Below are 15,018 nucleotides of genomic sequence, written 5' to 3'. Positions count from 1 at the left end.
GGTAAGATAAGGAGGGAGACGCTACGGGGGTGCGCCGCTACCCCAAATCGCACGGGTTTGGTTGATGGCTCCTTAAGTCGGGAACCAGATTCAGCCGCAGCCAATGGACCGATCAGAAGCGGACGGCCCGTGCCGCAGCAGTGGGAGCATCGCGCGCAATAAAAAACGGGGCCGAAACGGCCCCGTTGAAGTCGCAGCAGACCGCGATCTTACTTGATCTTGGCTTCGCGGAATTCGACGTGCTTGCGCGCGACCGGGTCATACTTCTTCTTGACCATCTTGTCGGTCATGGTGCGCGAGTTCTTCTTGGCAACGTAATAGAAGCCGGTGTCGGCGGTCGACACGAGCTTGACCTTGATGGTGACCGCTTTGGCCATGTCTTGAACCTCTGGAATCGGGATCGGGGGTGGGCACCGGCCAAAGAGGGGGCGCCGTTGGCGGGCAACCTACCCAGCCAGCCCCCAAAGTCAAGGTTTGAGGGCCAGATTCTGGGGTCCCTAGGCCGCGAAGAAGCGGTTTTTCGGTCGGGGCAGGCCGAGATTGTCCCGCAGGGTCGGCCCCTCATACTCCGTCCGGAAGATCCCGCGGCGCTGCAGCTCGGGAATCACCTTGTCGACGACGTCGTCGAGCCCTGCGGGGAGGAACGGGAACATGATGTTGAAACCGTCCGACCCACGGCTTTCCAGCCACTCCTGCATCTGGTCGGCGATCGTCTTGGCTGTGCCGACGAAGGACAGACCGCCGTAGCCGCCGACCCGCTGCGCCAGTTGCCGCACCGTGAGCTGGTCGCGCGCGGCGACATCGACCAGGCGCTGGCGGCCGCTCTTGGAGGCGTTGGTCTCGGGGATATCAGGCAGCGGACCGTCGGGATCGAAGCCGGAAGCGTCGGTGCCGAGGATGACCGAGAGCGAGGCGATGGCGCTGTCGTAATGCACCATGCTGTCGAGCAGCGCGCGCTTCTCCTTCGCCTCGTCGACGCTGTCGCCGACCACCACGAAGGCGCCGGGCAGGATCTTCAGATGCTCAGGATCACGGCCGATCTTGTCCATGCGGCCCTTGATGTCGGCATAGAGCTTCTGCCCATCGGCGAGGCTGCCGCCGCCTGTGAACACGGCCTCCGCGGTCTCCGCCGCGAGCTGCTTGCCATCCTCCGAGGCGCCGGCCTGTACGATCACCGGCCAGCCCTGCACGGGGCGGGCGATGTTGAGCGGGCCGCGGACTTTCAGATATTTGCCCTTGTGGTCGAGCACGTGCATCTTGTCGGGATCGAAGAACAGCCCGCTCTCGACGTCGCGCACGAAGGCATCGTCGGCAAACGAATCCCACAGGCCGGTGACGACGTCGTAGAACTCGCGGGCGCGCTTGTAGCGCTCGGCATGCTCCATGTGGTCGTCGAGCCCGAAATTCAGCGCGGCATCTGGATTCGACGTGGTGACGATGTTCCAGCCGGCGCGGCCGCCGGAGATGTGGTCGAGGGAAGCGAAGCGGCGGGCGAGGTGATAGGGCTCGTCGAAGGTGGTCGATCCGGTCGCGATCAGGCCGATATTCTCGGTCACCGCCGACAGCGCCGAGAGCAGCGTGAACGGTTCGAACGACGTCACGGTGTGGCTGCGCTTGAGCGCATTGATCGGCATGTTCAGCACGGCCAGATGATCGGCCATGAAGAAGGCGTCGAACTTGCCGGCCTCCAATTTCCGGATGAGCCGCTTGAGATGCGCGAAGTTGAAATTGGCGTCCGGCCAGGCGCCGGGATAGCGCCACGCGCCGGTGTGGATGGAGACCGGACGCATGAAGGCGCCGAGCTTGAGTTGACGTGGGGCCATGGGGTGTCCGCGATGATTGCTATCTTGAGCAGATAGGAACGCGGCCCATGCGTGTCAGCAACCCGCCGCAGAACACGATTTCGTTTTTGCTGGCGGACGTAGCACGCTCATTCCATGAAGTGCCGAGCAAGCGATCCAAACAATTGTGTCATCCCCGCGTTCGCCGGGACGACACCATTGTCCGCTCGCTGCTCGAAATCGAGGCGACCGCTATCATCGACGATGGATGATCGAATACGCGGCGATCACCCGCCCAGCACGTCCTTCTGCATCTTGCCGCCGTAGAAGTGGAAGAACGGCACCGGGGCGTCGTGGCGCAGCGGGCCGGTGGCGAGGCGGCGGTCGAGCTCGTGGAGCACGTTCTTGGTCATCGGGTGCAGATCGGCGAGCGGCTTGGAGCCGAGCTCGACCCAGACCAGCTCGACCAGCTCCGCATCGGCGTGGATCACGCCGTCGACGCGATGGGTGATGGCGGAGGCATCGGCGGTGAAGAAGCGCGTGTCGAAGCGCTTGATGCGGCCGGGCGGGGTGATGGCGCGGGCGATCAGGAACAGGCCGGAGGGATCGGGCAGCAGGCCGGCGTCAGCGAACGGCGCCCATGGCCCGTCCAGTTTCGGCGCGGAGCCGCCGACCTTGCGTCCGAGACAGAGACCGGTTTCCTCACAGGCCTCGCGGATCGCGGCGACGGCGAGCGACTTCGCGCGCGAGGCCGTCGTCTGCGGCTTGCCCTTGAACAGATTGGCTTCGAGCTCGGCCGGCATCGGCGCTGCGACGGGGATGCGATGATCTGACTTGTCGACGCGGCCGCCCGGGAAGACGAACTTGCCGGGCATGAACACGACCTTGTCGTGGCGCTTGCCGACCAGCACCTTCGGCACCGTGCCGCTGCGATCCACCAGGATCAACGTCGCAGCATCCTTCGGCTTGGTGTAGGGATGATGGTCGGCTTCCTTCTCGGCCGGCTTGCCCGCCGCTGCGCCCGTGGCCTGTGCCGTCTCGCTCATGTCCTCCCCGCTTTTTCTTATTCGTTGATTGTCTGGTCGCTCAGACCGGCGGAATGCCTTCCACCGGATTGTCGTCGAAGCCGTGCATGCGGAACGCCCATTGCAGCCCGACGACGGCGCCCTTGACCGGCTGAATCAAGGCGAGCGCGGCGACCAAGGTCACCGGCAGATAGATCGCGAGCTGCAGCGCCACCGGCGGCGCGTAGTTGGTCTCGATCGAGAGCACCAGCGGCACGATGATGTGGCCGACGATGACGATCACGAGATAGGCTGGAAGATCGTCGGCGCGATGCCCGGAGAAATCCTGGCCGCAGCGGTCGCAGTTGTCCGCGACCTTCAGGAAGGCGCGGAACAGCTTGCCCTCGCCGCAGCGCGGGCAGCGGCCGCGCAGGCCGCGCTTCATCGCTGTCCAGACGTCGCGCTTCTCGGCGAGGCCGGTGTCGCGCGTCCACGTCTGCGGGGGCAATGTGCTGGGCGTTGAGGTCATGGCGTCCACGATCTGCCTTTCTTCGATGTGCCGGGCTTGCGTTTTGCCCCTGCCGTTTGACTTTCCTTGCGGTTCTTTTCTTTGTGCTTCGGCCGCGCCTCGGCCTTGGCGCGCTTCGTTGCCTTGCTCTTGGCCCTTGCCTTGATCCCGGCCTTGCCCTTCGGCCGCTCGCGGCGGCCGTGGCGCGAGACAAGCACGTCGGCCTGCGTCAAGAGTTCGAAGCGCAGCGCGCCGGCCACCGGCTGAGCTTCTACCAGACGCACGTCGACGACGTCACCCAGCCGGTGCATGGCACCGCTGCGCTGGCCGATCAGCGCATGCCGCGTCTCATCATAGTCGAAATATTCCGTGCCGAGGGTCCGGATCGGAACCAGGCCGTCGGCGCCGGTATCGTCGAGCTTGATGAAGAGGCCGGCGCGGGTGACGCCGGAAATGCGGCCCTGGAACGTCGCGCCGATGCGGTCGGCGAGGTGGTGGGCGATCAGGCGGTCGGCTGTCTCGCGCTCGGCCTTCATCGCCCGCCGCTCGGTGACCGAGATCTGCGCCGCGACCTCGGTGAGATGATCCGGCGTCTCGCTGTCGGGCAGGGCGCCGTCACCGAGGCCCAGCGCGCGCAGCAGGCCGCGATGCACGACGAGGTCGGCGTAGCGGCGGATCGGCGAGGTGAAATGCGCGTAGCGGCGGAGGTTCAGGCCGAAATGTCCGTAATTGTCGGTCGAATATTCCGCCTGCGCCTGCGAGCGCAGCACGACCTCGTTGACGAGATGCTCGTAGTCCTGGCCGGCCACCAGCGTCAGCACGCGGTTGAACAGCGATGGCCTGAGCGCGCCGCTCTTGGCAAAGGGCACGTCGAGCGTCTTCAGGAATTCCTGCAGCGCATGGATCTTCTCCACCGTCGGCTCGTCATGCACGCGGTAGATCAGCGGCAGCGCCTTCTTCTCCAGCAGTTCGGCCGCGGCGACGTTGGCCGAGATCATGAACTCCTCGATCAGTCTATGGGCGTCGAGGCGCTCCGGCACGACGACGCGGTCGACCGTGCCGTCTTTCTTGAGCAGGATCTTGCGCTCGGGAATGTCGAGGTCGAGCGGATCGCGCGCGTCCCGGCCGCGCTTGGCGACCTCATAGGCCGCATAGAGCGGCTTCAGGATCGGCTCGAGCAGGGGACCGGTGACGTCGTCCGGCTTGCCATCGATGGCGGCCTGCGCCTGTGCGTAGGACAGTTTGGCGGCCGAGCGCATCAGCACGCGGTGGAACGAGTGCGAGCGCTTGCGGCCGTCGGCCCCGAGCACCATGCGCACGGCGAGCGCGCCGCGCGCTTCGCCCGGCACCAGCGAGCACAGATTGTTGGAGATGCGCTCCGGCAGCATCGGCACGACGCGGTCGGGGAAATACACCGAGTTGCCGCGGATCAGCGCGTCGCGGTCGAGCGCCGATCCCGGCCGCACATAGTAGGCGACGTCGGCGATGGCGACATGGACAATGAAGCCGCCGACATTGTTCGGATCGGGATCCGGCTCGGCATGAACCGCGTCGTCGTGGTCCTTGGCATCGGGCGGATCGATCGTGACCAGCGGCAGCTCGCGCCAGTCCTCGCGGCCCTTCAAGGTCGCGGGCTGCGCGGCTTCGGCCTCAGCGACGGCTGCGGCCGAGAAGTCCATCGGGATCTCGTGGGCATGGATGGCGATCAGGCTGATCGCCTTCTCGGTCGCGACCGAGCCGTAGCGCTCCTTCACCCGGCCCGAGGGCAGGCCGTAGCCGCGGCCGCGCAGCAGGTCGACGCTGATGAGATCGCCGTCCTTGGCGTCCTTGGTGTCGGCGGGGGCGATGGAGAGCTCCCGTCCGGCCTGCTTCTTGTCGACCGGAATCAGGCGGCCGCCGCCGCCTGGATTGCTGCGGAAAATGCCGAGCACGCGCGGCCGCGCCTGATCCAGCACCTTGAGGACGCGGCCGCGATAGGACACGCCGCCATCATCCTTGATCGGCTCGACCCGCAGCAGCGCGCGGTCGCCGACGCCGGCCACCGAGCCCGGCCCGGCATGACGCGGCGTGTGGATGCGGATGCGCGGCGGCTCGGACTGCTCGGCCTCGTCCCACTCGGCCGGCTTGGCGATCAATTCGCCGTCACTGTCGCGCCCGGTGATGTCGGCGACCAGCGTGGCCGGCAGGGACGCGGTCTCGACGACCTTCTTGCGGCCGCTCTTCTTCACCGTGCCGTCGGCGACAAGTTCGCGCAGCAACTGCTTGAGCGCGACGCGATCGGCGTTCTTCAGGCCGAACGCGCGGGCGATGTCCTTGGTGCCAACCTTGCCCGGATTGGCGCGGATGAAGGCGACGATGGCCTCCCGCGAAGGGAAGCCGATGTCGCGCTTTTGGGTCATTTTCTCATCCGCGGGCCTTGCCGGCGCTTTTCTTGGGCGTCGCCTTGGTCGCAGGCTTGGCCGAGGTCTTGGCGGCCTTGGCAACCGGCGCACGCGCCTTGCTGGTGGAGTCTGATTTCGGTTTGGCGGCCGCCTTCTTCGCCACGGCCTTTTTCGCCGGCTTCGGCGTGTCGTCGTCGCCGCCGGTCTTCGGCTTGGCCTTGCTGGCAGCCGCTTTGCTGGCAGCCTTGGCCGGCTTCGCCGCAGCCTTGCCCTTGGCCTTCTTGCCGCCGCCCTTGGCGGCGCGCTCGTCGAGCAGGGCGATCGCCTCGGCGAGCGTGATCGTATCCTTTTCCTTGTCGCCGGGAATGGTGGCGTTGACGCCGCCGGCGGTGACATAGGCGCCGTAGCGGCCGGCCTTGACGGCGACAGGGCCGAGCGAGGGATGGTCGCCGAGCGCCTTGCCGGGATCGGCGCCGAACCGCTTGCTCGGGCCCTTGGCGATCTTCTCGGCGATCAGGGTGACGGCGCGGTTGAGGCCGATGTCGAACACCTCGTCGCCGGCCTCCAGGCTCGCATACGTCTTGTCGTGCTTCACGAACGGCCCGAAGCGGCCGAGATTGGCGATGATCGGCAGACCCGTCTCCGGATGGATGCCCACCTCACGCGGCAGCGACAGCAGCTTCAGCGCGTAGTCGAGCTCGAGGCTCGCGGGCGACGTCCCTTTCGGGATGCCGGCGCGCTTCGGCTTCTCGCCCTCGGCGTAATCCTTCTGCTCGCCGAGCTGGATGTAGGGGCCGAAGCGGCCGGCCTTGACGACGACGTCGAGGCCGGTGTCCGGATCCTGGCCGAGCACGCGGTCGGCCGCGGCCTCGCTGTCGGCGGCGAGCGGGCGGGTGTAGCGGCATTCCGGATAGTTCGAGCAGCCGACGAAGGCGCCGAACTTGCCGGCCTTGAGGTTGAGCCGTCCGGTGCCGCAGGTCGGGCACTGCCGGACATCGCCGCCATCGTCGCGCGGCGGGTAGATGTGCGGCCCCAGCATCTCGTCGAGCGCGTCGAGCACCTGCGCCACGCGCAGATCCTTGATGTCGTCGACGGCGCCGATGAAGCCGGTCCAGAAATCCTTCAGCACCTGCTGCCAGGCGATCTCGTTGTTGGAGATGCGGTCGAGCTGCTCCTCGAGATCCGCCGTGAAATCGTACTCGACGTAGCGGCGGAAGAAGTTCTCCAGGAAGGCGATGACGACGCGGCCCTTGTCCTCGCCGTGCAGCCGCTTCTTTTCGAGCTTCACATAGCCGCGGTCCTTCAGCACCTGCAGGATCGAGGCATAGGTCGAGGGCCGGCCGATGCCGAGCTCCTCCATGCGCTTGACCAGCGAGGCCTCCGAGAAGCGCGGCGGCGGCTCGGTGAAATGCTGGGTGACGGCGAGATTCTGCCGCTTCAGCGGCTCGTTCGGGCTCATCTGCGGCAGGCGGCGGCCGTCCTCGTCCTCCTCGTCGTCGCGGCCTTCCTGATACAGCGCGAGGAAGCCGTCGAACTTGATGACCTGGCCGGTGGCGCGCAGCTCCAGGGTGCGGGCGCCGGCCTTGGCGATGATGTCGACGGTGGTGCGCTCCAGCTCGGCGGATTCCATCTGGCTCGCGATGGTGCGGGTCCAGATCAGCTCGTAGAGCTTGGCCTGGTCGTCATCGAGCCGCTTGCGTAGCTCGGCCGGCTTGCGCGACAGGTCGGTCGGGCGGATCGCTTCGTGCGCTTCCTGGGCGTTCTTGGCCTTGGCCTGGTACTGGCGCGGGCTCTCCGGCACATATTTGTTGCCGTAGATCTCGCCGATCACCTTGCGGGCCTGGGTGATCGCCGAGCCGTCGATCTGCACGCCGTCGGTTCGCATATAGGTGATGAGACCGGTGGTCTCGCCGCCGATGTCGATGCCTTCATAGAGACGCTGCGCGATGCGCATCGTGTGCGCCGGCGCGAAGCCGAGCTTGCGGCTCGCTTCCTGCTGCAGGGTCGACGTCGTGAAGGGCGCCTGCGGGTTGCGGCGCGCCGGCTTGGCGTCGACGGTCGCGACCGTGTAGCTCGCCGCGTTGAGCGCGGTCTTGAAATCCTCGGCCTCCGCGCCGGTGCCGATGTCGAGCCGCTGGATCTTCTTGCCATCGGCGCCGACGAGACGCGCCTCGAAGGTGTCGCCGCGCGGCGTCGCCAAGGTTGCGATCAGCGACCAGTATTCGCGCGGCACGAACTTCTCGATCTCCAGCTCGCGATCGCAGACGAGGCGCAGCGCGACCGACTGCACGCGTCCGGCCGAGCGGGCGCCCGGCAGCTTGCGCCACAGCACGGGAGAGAGAGTGAAGCCCACGAGGTAATCGAGTGCGCGGCGCGCCATGTAGGCGTCGACCAGCGCACCGTCGATCTGCCGCGGATGCTTCATCGCCTCCGAGACGGCCTGCTTGGTGATGGCGTTGAAGACGACGCGCTCGATCTTCTGATCCTTGAGCGCGCGCTTCTCCTTCAACACCTCCAGCACATGCCAGGAAATCGCTTCGCCCTCGCGATCAGGGTCGGTGGCGAGAATCAGCCGGTCAGCGCCCTTCAGCGATTTGGCGATGTCGTTGAGTCGGCCCGCCGCCTTGGGATCGACCTCCCAGATCATGCGGAAATTCTCGTCCGGATCGACGGAACCGTTCTTGGCCGGAAGGTCGCGGACATGACCGAAAGAGGCCAGAACCTCGTAGGAGGAGCCCAGATACTTGTTGATCGTCTTGGCCTTGGCAGGCGACTCCACGATGACGATATTCATGTATTTCCAATGGCTTAGTGGAAGGATTGAAGCTGGCTTCGCGGGATTCGCGCCGGCTGCGTTGACCCGAACATGGGTGGTGAGGGGGTTCCTGTCAAATCGAGGGATGTTGAAAGGCGATTGCGTTGGACCGGCGAAGTACCTATCAGGTTGTACGGAGCACGATGAGAACCGCGCTCTCTTGAGGTTGTTTTTCGTCAAATTCCTTATGCTGGGTGACGGTTGTTGGCCAAGGCAGCGGACAAAAGCGACCCGGACGTCGAGGCGATGGTGGAGGATCCCGACGCCGCGGCGGCGCTGATCGCCGAGGTGACGGCCAGCCTGTCGCATCTGGCGCAGCGCCATCGTCTCGACATGCTCGATTACCTCCTGCGCATGGCGAACCTTGAGGCCGAGGAGCATCTGAGGCTGCGCAGCCGCCGCAGGCTCTGCTGACGGCCGCCCGCGCTCACCGCGGGGGGAGGGCGGTTTCCTCCGGCGCCAGCATCCGGCCGTCCTCCGCAGTCAGCAGCAGCTCGCGAACCGGCCTGCCGTTCGCGCGGTCGACGAGCGCGGTGGCGATCTCGTCGGGGTGCTCGTCGAATTCCTCGCTCCACTGCCGCAGTGCGACCAGGATCGGAAACAGGCCGCGGCCCTTCGGCGATGGCGGTGCCACGAGCTCGCCGGCCGGAGCGCCGATCTTTCGGGGCTAACCGGCCGGGTCGGTGGCGGTTTGAGACCTGCCCCCGGGATTGAAAGCGGTGGCTGCCGGCGGCAGCCACCGAGGGACTCAAGCGGCGAGACCGCCGGCCGTCTGAATCGCCTTCGCCAGCGCCTGCTCGCGATGCTCCGGGCCGATCTGGACACCGTCGGCCGCAACGAATTCGAGATCCGTGACGCCGATGAAGCTGAAGACACTGCGCAAATAGGTCTCCAGGTGTTCGAATGCCGCCATCGGCGTGTCCGCGCCGTAATGGCCGCCGCGCGAGACCGCCACGATAATACGCTTGCCACCGGCCAGGCCTTGCGGGCCGTTCGGGCCATAGGTGAAAGTCTTGCCCTTGACAGCGATGCGGTCGACCCAGGCCTTGAGCTGGCTCGGGATGGAGAAGTTGTACATAGGGGCGCCGATCACGACGATATCGGCGGCCAGGAACTCCTCCAGGACGGCCTGTCCGGCCGCGACATCAGCTTTCACTGCGGGATCCTCAACGGGCGCACCGTATGCGACGGCGACATGCGTTCCGGACAGATGCGACAGCGGCTCGGCTGCGACATCTCGGTAAGTCACCTCCAGCCCCGGCGTGATCTGGCGCAACCGTGCGACGATCGCGGCGGACACCTGACGGCTGACGGAGTTGGGGCCGAGCACGCTGGAGTCGATGTGGAGGAGGAGGGTCATGGGTCAGTTACCTCGGTATTGGTTTGTAACTGGCGCACTATGAGTGACTATGCTGTAACCCCACAAGAACGCACATTTTTGAAACCCGGGCACAGCCATGACCCCTGCTGACAGCGATGATCCCGACCTCCCGACGCAGCCAAATCATAATGATTGCCGGGGTGTGGCCTCGATCCTGGCGCGTGTCGGCGACAAATGGAGCGTGTTCGTCATCATGATGCTTCAGGACGGGCCGAAGCGCTTCAATGAGCTGAAGCGGCTCGTCGGCGGCATCTCCCAGCGAATGCTGACCTTGACCCTGCGCGGCCTCGAGCGCGACGGGCTGGTGACGCGGACGGTGTTTCCGACCATCCCGCCGCGGGTGGATTATGAGCTGACCGATCTCGGCCGCGGGCTGTCGCAGCCGGTGCAGGCGCTCGGACAGTGGGCCATGCAGCACCAGGAGCTGATCGAGCAGGCGCGCTCGCGCTTCGACGCGCGCAGGGATGCTGACTGAGAGTCAGGTCAGCGACACCATCCCGCCGCCGTGGCGCTCCAGGCGGCCGGCCAGCTCGAGCTCGAGCAGCACCATGCGCAGCACGGCGGGTGACAGGCCGCTGATCCGGATCAGGTCGTCGACCGACACCGGGGTCGGGCCGAGCAGGGCTGTGATCTGCGCGCGGTCGTGGCTTTCGGGATCGGGGGCGAACAACTCCTCCTCCGGCTCGCGCAGCGAAAAGGGCAGCGGCCGCTCCATGATCGGGCCGACGGCCTGAATGATGTCTGCGGCTTCGGTGACGAGCGCGGCGCCCTGCTTGATGAGATCGTTGGTGCCCGCGCAGCGGGGATCGAGCGGCGAGCCCGGGACGGCGAAGACCTCGCGGCCCTGTTCGCCGGCCATGCGCGCCGTGATCAGCGAGCCCGATCGATGCGCGGCCTCGACGACGACGACGCCGAGCGAGGCGCCTGATATCAGCCGGTTGCGGCGGGGAAAGTCGCGGGCGCGCGGCTCGTGTCCGAGCGGCATCTCGGAGATTGCGGCGCCGCTGCCACTGATGATGGCGCCGAGCAGGTCGACGTGCTCCGGAGGATAGATCCGGTCATGGCCGCCGGCGAGCACCGCGACCGTGCCGCTGCCGAGGCTCGCGCGATGCGCAGCCTGATCGATGCCGCGGGCGAGGCCGGAGATGACGACGAAGCCGGCCTGGCCGAGCTCGTGGGCGATCTGGCCGGCAAATTTCAGCCCGGCGGCGGAGGCGTTGCGCGAGCCGACGATGGCGATCATCGGGCGCATCAACGTCTCGCGGGCGCCACGCACCGCGAGCAACGGAGGCGCATCCTCGCAGGTGGCGAGGCGGGGCGGATAGCCGTCCTCGTCTGGCGCCCGCAGTTCGACGCCTTGCCGTTTGCAGGCTTCGAGTTCGGCCTCGGCTTCGCCGACCGTGCAGATCCGGCCGGCTCCGGCCGCGCCGCCGCGGCGTGCCAGATCGGGCAGCCGGTCGAGCGCTACGCGCGCGGTGCCGAAATGGTCGAGCAGCGAGCGGAAGGTGCGCGGGCCGACATTGTCGGACCGGATCAGGCGCAGCCGGTCGCGCCGCTCGGTGTCGCTCAGCTCGATCGTCGTGTTGATGGCATCCACGCAAAGCCCCCTTTACCGGGGACTAGAATGGAGCAACCCGAGGACGCAGGGAAGAGGGCGCGCTACGCCGGCGCGACGTCGCGCACATCCTCGGACTCGGACACCGGAGACGATAGCACCGGCTGATCGCCCTGGATGGCTGGCGTGGTGCCGACCGGAGCTTCGCGCAGCCAGCGCTCGGCTGCGTCGCGTCCGCGCTGGTACAGCAGCTCGACGAAGTCGCTGCCGAGATCGGTCGCATCGCGCTGAGCCAGGGCTTCGATCTCGTCCTCGGCCGCAAGCCGATGGACGCGCGGCGGATGCAGGCCGTCGCTGCGCGCCCATTCGAGCGCCGCGAGTTCGGCGTTCAGGACCGCATTGCCGGCGATCTGGTCGAGGCGGCGATCGATCGCGGCCGAGGTCATCGGGACATGGCCGTCGCGCGCGGGCGTGACCTGAACGACCAGCAGGTCGGCGGCGCTGGACTCATGCGCGATCTGGATCAGCGGCGGATTGGTGACGTAGCCGCCGTCCCAATACGCTTCGCCCTCGATGTCGACAGCGGCGTGCAGTTGCGCGGGACAGGTGGAGGCGAGCAGTGCATCTGGCGTGATGCCGGCATTGCGGAAGATCTGCGGCAGGCCGTCACGGGCCCGGGTCGCCGCAACTAGCAGGCGGGGCGCGGCCGGGCCCTGCACGGCGTCGAAATCGATCGTCTCGCGGAGGATGTCGCGGAGCGGATCGAGATCGAGCGGGTCGGCGCGTCCGCCGCGCAGCCCCGCACCGAACGACACCGAGCTGCTCGCCGGCGAGTACGCGCCGATCACCAGCAGCGATCGGAACGACGCCTCCTCCATCAGCCGGGTCCAGAACAAAGCGAGCCGGTTGCGCGCCTCGTCGCGGCCGCCCTTGGCGAGCCCGCTCGCGAGCAGCGCGGCGTTGACCGCACCGGCGCTGGCGCCGCTGATGGTGTCGAAGTCGCAACCGGGTTCCTCGAGCAGGCGATCGAGCACGCCCCAGGTGAAGGCCGAGAACGTTCCGCCGCCCTGCAGGGCCAGCGACAGCTTGCGCGGCGGCCATGTCCGGGGCGGCGGCGGCAGCTTAACCGTTGCGATCGTCTCCGCGAGCGTTCGCTCGGGCGCCTCTGCGGTCTTTGTCTCGCTGATCACGGGCGTGCTCGTGGCCGCCATGATCATCTCGGCGACGGCCGGCGCGCCATCGGCTCGTTCCGGCGCAGGGCTGGGCTCGGATATTTCGGCGGGGAGCGCGACGTCCGACATGACCGGCCCGGCAGGCGTCTCGGGCGTCTGCGCCGGTTCTGCAGCGGCCGTGATGCCGGTCGACCAGATCTCAGCGGCCGATAGCAGCAGGCTGGCGTTCGACCGGGCCGGGGCCGCCTTCTGCTGCGCCGGAGCCTGATCAGTACGGTCATCGTGCGTGGCCGACGAACCGCTGGAGTTGGTCTTGCGTAACCACATGCAGGAATCATGACAGGCAATCATGATTCACGCCAGAGTCCCGCGTTAACTTATGAGCTGATGAATCGCCGGTGTTGCTGCGCAGCCGCTGTGAAATCAGGGCGCAACACAGGTTTTCCGTATTTGCTCCGTATTTGTCCGGAGCGACTACTTCTTCGCCCCGATCTTGCTCTCGGTGCCCAACTGCAATCGCTTGATGTTTTCGCGATGCATGTAAATGAGCAACAGTGTGAGCAGGGCGAACAGGGCCGCCAGCGCGGTGTGGCCGAATGCCCACAACACGATGGGTGTCAGCACGCTGGCGACGAGTGCCGCGAGTGATGAGTAGCGGAGCGCGAATGCGGTGGCGAGCCAGACCAGGCAGAAGAAGATCGCGCCCGGCCAGAACAGACCGATCAAAATACCGATGTAAACGGCGACACCTTTGCCGCCGCGGAACTTCAGCCACACCGGGAACAAGTGACCGAGGAAGGCGCCGAGGCCCGCGATCATCGCGGCATTCGGGCCGCCGAGATAGCCCGAGATGATGACCGCCGCCGTACCCTTCAGCGCGTCGCCGAGCAGGGTTGCTGCCGCGAGCCCCTTGCGTCCGGTGCGCAGCACGTTGGTGGCGCCGATATTGCCGGAGCCGATGCTGCGCAGATCCTGCGTGCCGGCCAGCTTGGTCAGGATCAGGCCGAACGGGATCGACCCCAGGAGATAGCCGATGATGAGAGCGACCGGCAGGAAGGCTTCGGAACCCATCACACCACTCCTTCCAAGCTTCGCCTTGCGTCAGACATGTTCGAACACGGTGCGGCCGCCGACGATGGTGCGGACCACGCGGCCGGTGAAGCGGGCTTCGTCGAACGGCGTGTTCTTGCACAGCGATTTGAGGTCGGCCGGATCGAGGATCCAGGGCACGTCCGGATCGATCACGATGATGTCGGCCGGCGCGCCTGCCCGCAAGCTGCCGCCGGGCAGGCCGAGCAGCTCGGCGGGCCGCGTCGACATGGCGCGGATCAGGGTCGTCCAGCTCAGCTCGCCATTGTGCACGAGCCGCAACGCCGCCGGCAGCATGGTCTCGAGCCCGACCGCGCCGCTCGCAGCCTCCGCGAATGGCAGCCGCTTGACCTCGACGTCCTGCGGCGTGTGGTCCGACATGATGACGTCGATGAGGCCCGAGGCCAGCGCTTCGACCAATGCGCGGCGGTCGGCCTCGGTGCGCAGCGGCGGCGTCAGCTTGAGGAAGGTGCGGTAGGGGCCGATGTCGTTCTCGTTCAGCGTCACGTGGTTGATCGAGACCGACGCGCTCACGGTGAGGCCGGCTTCGCGCGCGCGCCTGAGAATGTCGAGCGAGTCCACCGAGCTCAGCGCGGCGGCGTGATAGCGGCCCTTGCTGAGCGCCACCAGGCGCATGTCGCGTTCGAGTACCACGGCTTCCGCTGCGGGCGGGATGCCGTAGAGGCCGAGCCGCGAGGCGAACTCGCCTTCGTTCATGACGCCTTCGCCGACGAGATTGGGATCTTCGGCGTGATGCACGATCAGGGCGTCGAAATCCCGCGCATAGGTCAGTGCGCGGCGCATCACCTGCGCGTTCATCACGCTGGTGTGGCCGTTGGAGAAGGCGACGGCGCCGGCGGCGCGCAACAGCCCGATCTCGGTCATCTCCTCGCCGCGCAGGCCCTTGGTCAGCGCCGCCATCGGCTGGATGTTGACGATCGCGGTGTCGCGGGCGCGGCGCAGCACGAAGTCGACGGTCGCCGAATTGTCGATCACCGGCTCGGTGCCGGGCTGGCAGATGATGGTGGTGATGCCGCCGGTGGCGGCGGCCTGGCTGGCGCTGGCGAAGGTCTCGCGATGGCCCAGACCCGGCTCGCCGACGAAGGCGCACATGTCGATCAGGCCGGGGGCCACGATCTTGCCTGCGCAGTTGACGACATCGGTGCCCTCGGGCACGCCCGCGGCGCCGATGCCGCGCTTGAGGTCGCGGATCACGCCGTCGGCGATCAGCACGTCGCCGGGGCCGTCGAAGTCGCGGGAGGGATCGATGACGCGCGCATTGGCAAGCAGGATCGGGCGGCGGTCGGTCAGCATGGCGTTTGGTCCCGACTT

Annotated in this window: 14 protein-coding genes and 1 pseudogene; 3 read left to right on the top strand and 12 right to left on the bottom strand. The window is 67.0% G+C overall.

Translation table 11 applies throughout. From position 1 onward, the window contains the following. Window positions 1–209: 209 nt before the first annotated feature. Together rpmG and QW861_RS11870 are read right to left on the bottom strand one after the other, a co-directional pair. The gene (gene rpmG, locus QW861_RS11875; protein WP_015666342.1) at window positions 210–377 is read right to left on the bottom strand and encodes a 50S ribosomal protein L33; all 168 of its coding nucleotides are present in this window, start codon (window positions 375–377) and stop codon (window positions 210–212) included. A gap of 120 nt (window positions 378–497) precedes the next feature. Then, the gene (locus tag QW861_RS11870; RefSeq protein WP_316187308.1) at window positions 498–1,823 is read right to left on the bottom strand and encodes an LLM class flavin-dependent oxidoreductase; all 1,326 of its coding nucleotides are present in this window, start codon (window positions 1,821–1,823) and stop codon (window positions 498–500) included. Between the two features lie 47 nt (window positions 1,824–1,870). On the opposite strand from QW861_RS11870, the gene QW861_RS11865 reads away from it, so the two are divergent. Beyond that, window positions 1,871–2,053 (top strand): hypothetical protein, encoded by a 183-nt coding sequence (locus QW861_RS11865; RefSeq protein WP_315752973.1) that lies wholly within the window; start codon window positions 1,871–1,873, stop codon window positions 2,051–2,053. Between the two features lie 15 nt (window positions 2,054–2,068). On the opposite strand, the gene QW861_RS11860 is transcribed toward QW861_RS11865, so the two are convergent. From QW861_RS11860 to topA, 4 genes are read right to left on the bottom strand one after another with little or no spacing between them, the layout of a single operon-like run. Next, the gene (locus QW861_RS11860) at window positions 2,069–2,827 is read right to left on the bottom strand and encodes an NUDIX hydrolase (protein ID WP_315711343.1); all 759 of its coding nucleotides are present in this window, start codon (window positions 2,825–2,827) and stop codon (window positions 2,069–2,071) included. Between the two features lie 40 nt (window positions 2,828–2,867). Next, on the bottom strand, window positions 2,868–3,314 hold the full coding sequence (locus QW861_RS11855) for a DUF983 domain-containing protein (protein ID WP_315711344.1): 447 nt from the start codon (window positions 3,312–3,314) through the stop codon (window positions 2,868–2,870). Then, window positions 3,311–5,692: a ribonuclease R gene (gene rnr, locus QW861_RS11850; RefSeq protein ID WP_315752971.1), complete on the bottom strand. Its 2,382-nt coding sequence runs from the start codon at window positions 5,690–5,692 to the stop codon at window positions 3,311–3,313. The genes QW861_RS11855 and rnr overlap by 4 nt, the downstream gene beginning before the upstream one ends. Before the next feature lie 4 nt (window positions 5,693–5,696). Continuing rightward, window positions 5,697–8,468, bottom strand: coding sequence for a type I DNA topoisomerase (topA, locus tag QW861_RS11845; protein WP_315752970.1), 2,772 nt, complete (start codon window positions 8,466–8,468; stop codon window positions 5,697–5,699). 225 nt (window positions 8,469–8,693) lie between these two features. On the opposite strand from topA, the gene QW861_RS11840 reads away from it, so the two are divergent. Next, the gene (locus QW861_RS11840; RefSeq protein WP_315712655.1) at window positions 8,694–8,903 is read left to right on the top strand and encodes a hypothetical protein; all 210 of its coding nucleotides are present in this window, start codon (window positions 8,694–8,696) and stop codon (window positions 8,901–8,903) included. A gap of 13 nt (window positions 8,904–8,916) precedes the next feature. Here the strand turns inward: QW861_RS11840 and QW861_RS11835 are convergent. Next, window positions 8,917–9,111, bottom strand: a pseudogene (locus QW861_RS11835) (transcriptional regulator); the annotation flags it as partial. Between the two features lie 126 nt (window positions 9,112–9,237). Further along, window positions 9,238–9,849 carry an FMN-dependent NADH-azoreductase gene (locus QW861_RS11830; protein WP_315711347.1) on the bottom strand — a complete coding sequence of 204 codons (612 nt, stop codon included), beginning with the start codon at window positions 9,847–9,849 and terminating at the stop codon, window positions 9,238–9,240. A gap of 97 nt (window positions 9,850–9,946) precedes the next feature. On the opposite strand from QW861_RS11830, the gene QW861_RS11825 reads away from it, so the two are divergent. Beyond that, on the top strand, window positions 9,947–10,345 hold the full coding sequence (locus tag QW861_RS11825; protein ID WP_315711348.1) for a helix-turn-helix domain-containing protein: 399 nt from the start codon (window positions 9,947–9,949) through the stop codon (window positions 10,343–10,345). Between the two features lie 3 nt (window positions 10,346–10,348). Here the strand turns inward: QW861_RS11825 and dprA are convergent, their stop codons facing one another. The 4 genes from dprA to QW861_RS11805 all read right to left on the bottom strand — a co-directional run bounded on the left by dprA (window position 10,349) and on the right by QW861_RS11805 (window position 15,000). Then, window positions 10,349–11,467 carry a DNA-processing protein DprA gene (dprA, locus tag QW861_RS11820; RefSeq protein ID WP_315711350.1) on the bottom strand — a complete coding sequence of 373 codons (1,119 nt, stop codon included), beginning with the start codon at window positions 11,465–11,467 and terminating at the stop codon, window positions 10,349–10,351. 62 nt (window positions 11,468–11,529) lie between these two features. Continuing rightward, on the bottom strand, window positions 11,530–12,924 hold the full coding sequence (locus QW861_RS11815; RefSeq protein ID WP_315752969.1) for a patatin-like phospholipase family protein: 1,395 nt from the start codon (window positions 12,922–12,924) through the stop codon (window positions 11,530–11,532). A gap of 147 nt (window positions 12,925–13,071) precedes the next feature. Further along, complete coding sequence (gene plsY / locus QW861_RS11810; protein ID WP_315711352.1) at window positions 13,072–13,668, bottom strand: glycerol-3-phosphate 1-O-acyltransferase PlsY; 597 nt, start codon at window positions 13,666–13,668, stop codon at window positions 13,072–13,074. A 30-nt stretch (window positions 13,669–13,698) separates the two neighbouring features. After that, entirely contained in the window at window positions 13,699–15,000 is a 1,302-nt protein-coding gene (locus QW861_RS11805) for a dihydroorotase (protein WP_315752968.1), read from the bottom strand. Window positions 15,001–15,018: the final 18 nt, after the last annotated feature.

Source organism: Bradyrhizobium sp. SZCCHNRI1029 (assembly GCF_032487555.1).
GTDB lineage: Bacteria > Pseudomonadota > Alphaproteobacteria > Rhizobiales > Xanthobacteraceae > Bradyrhizobium.
This window is presented reverse-complemented; position numbering and strand designations above follow the sequence as displayed.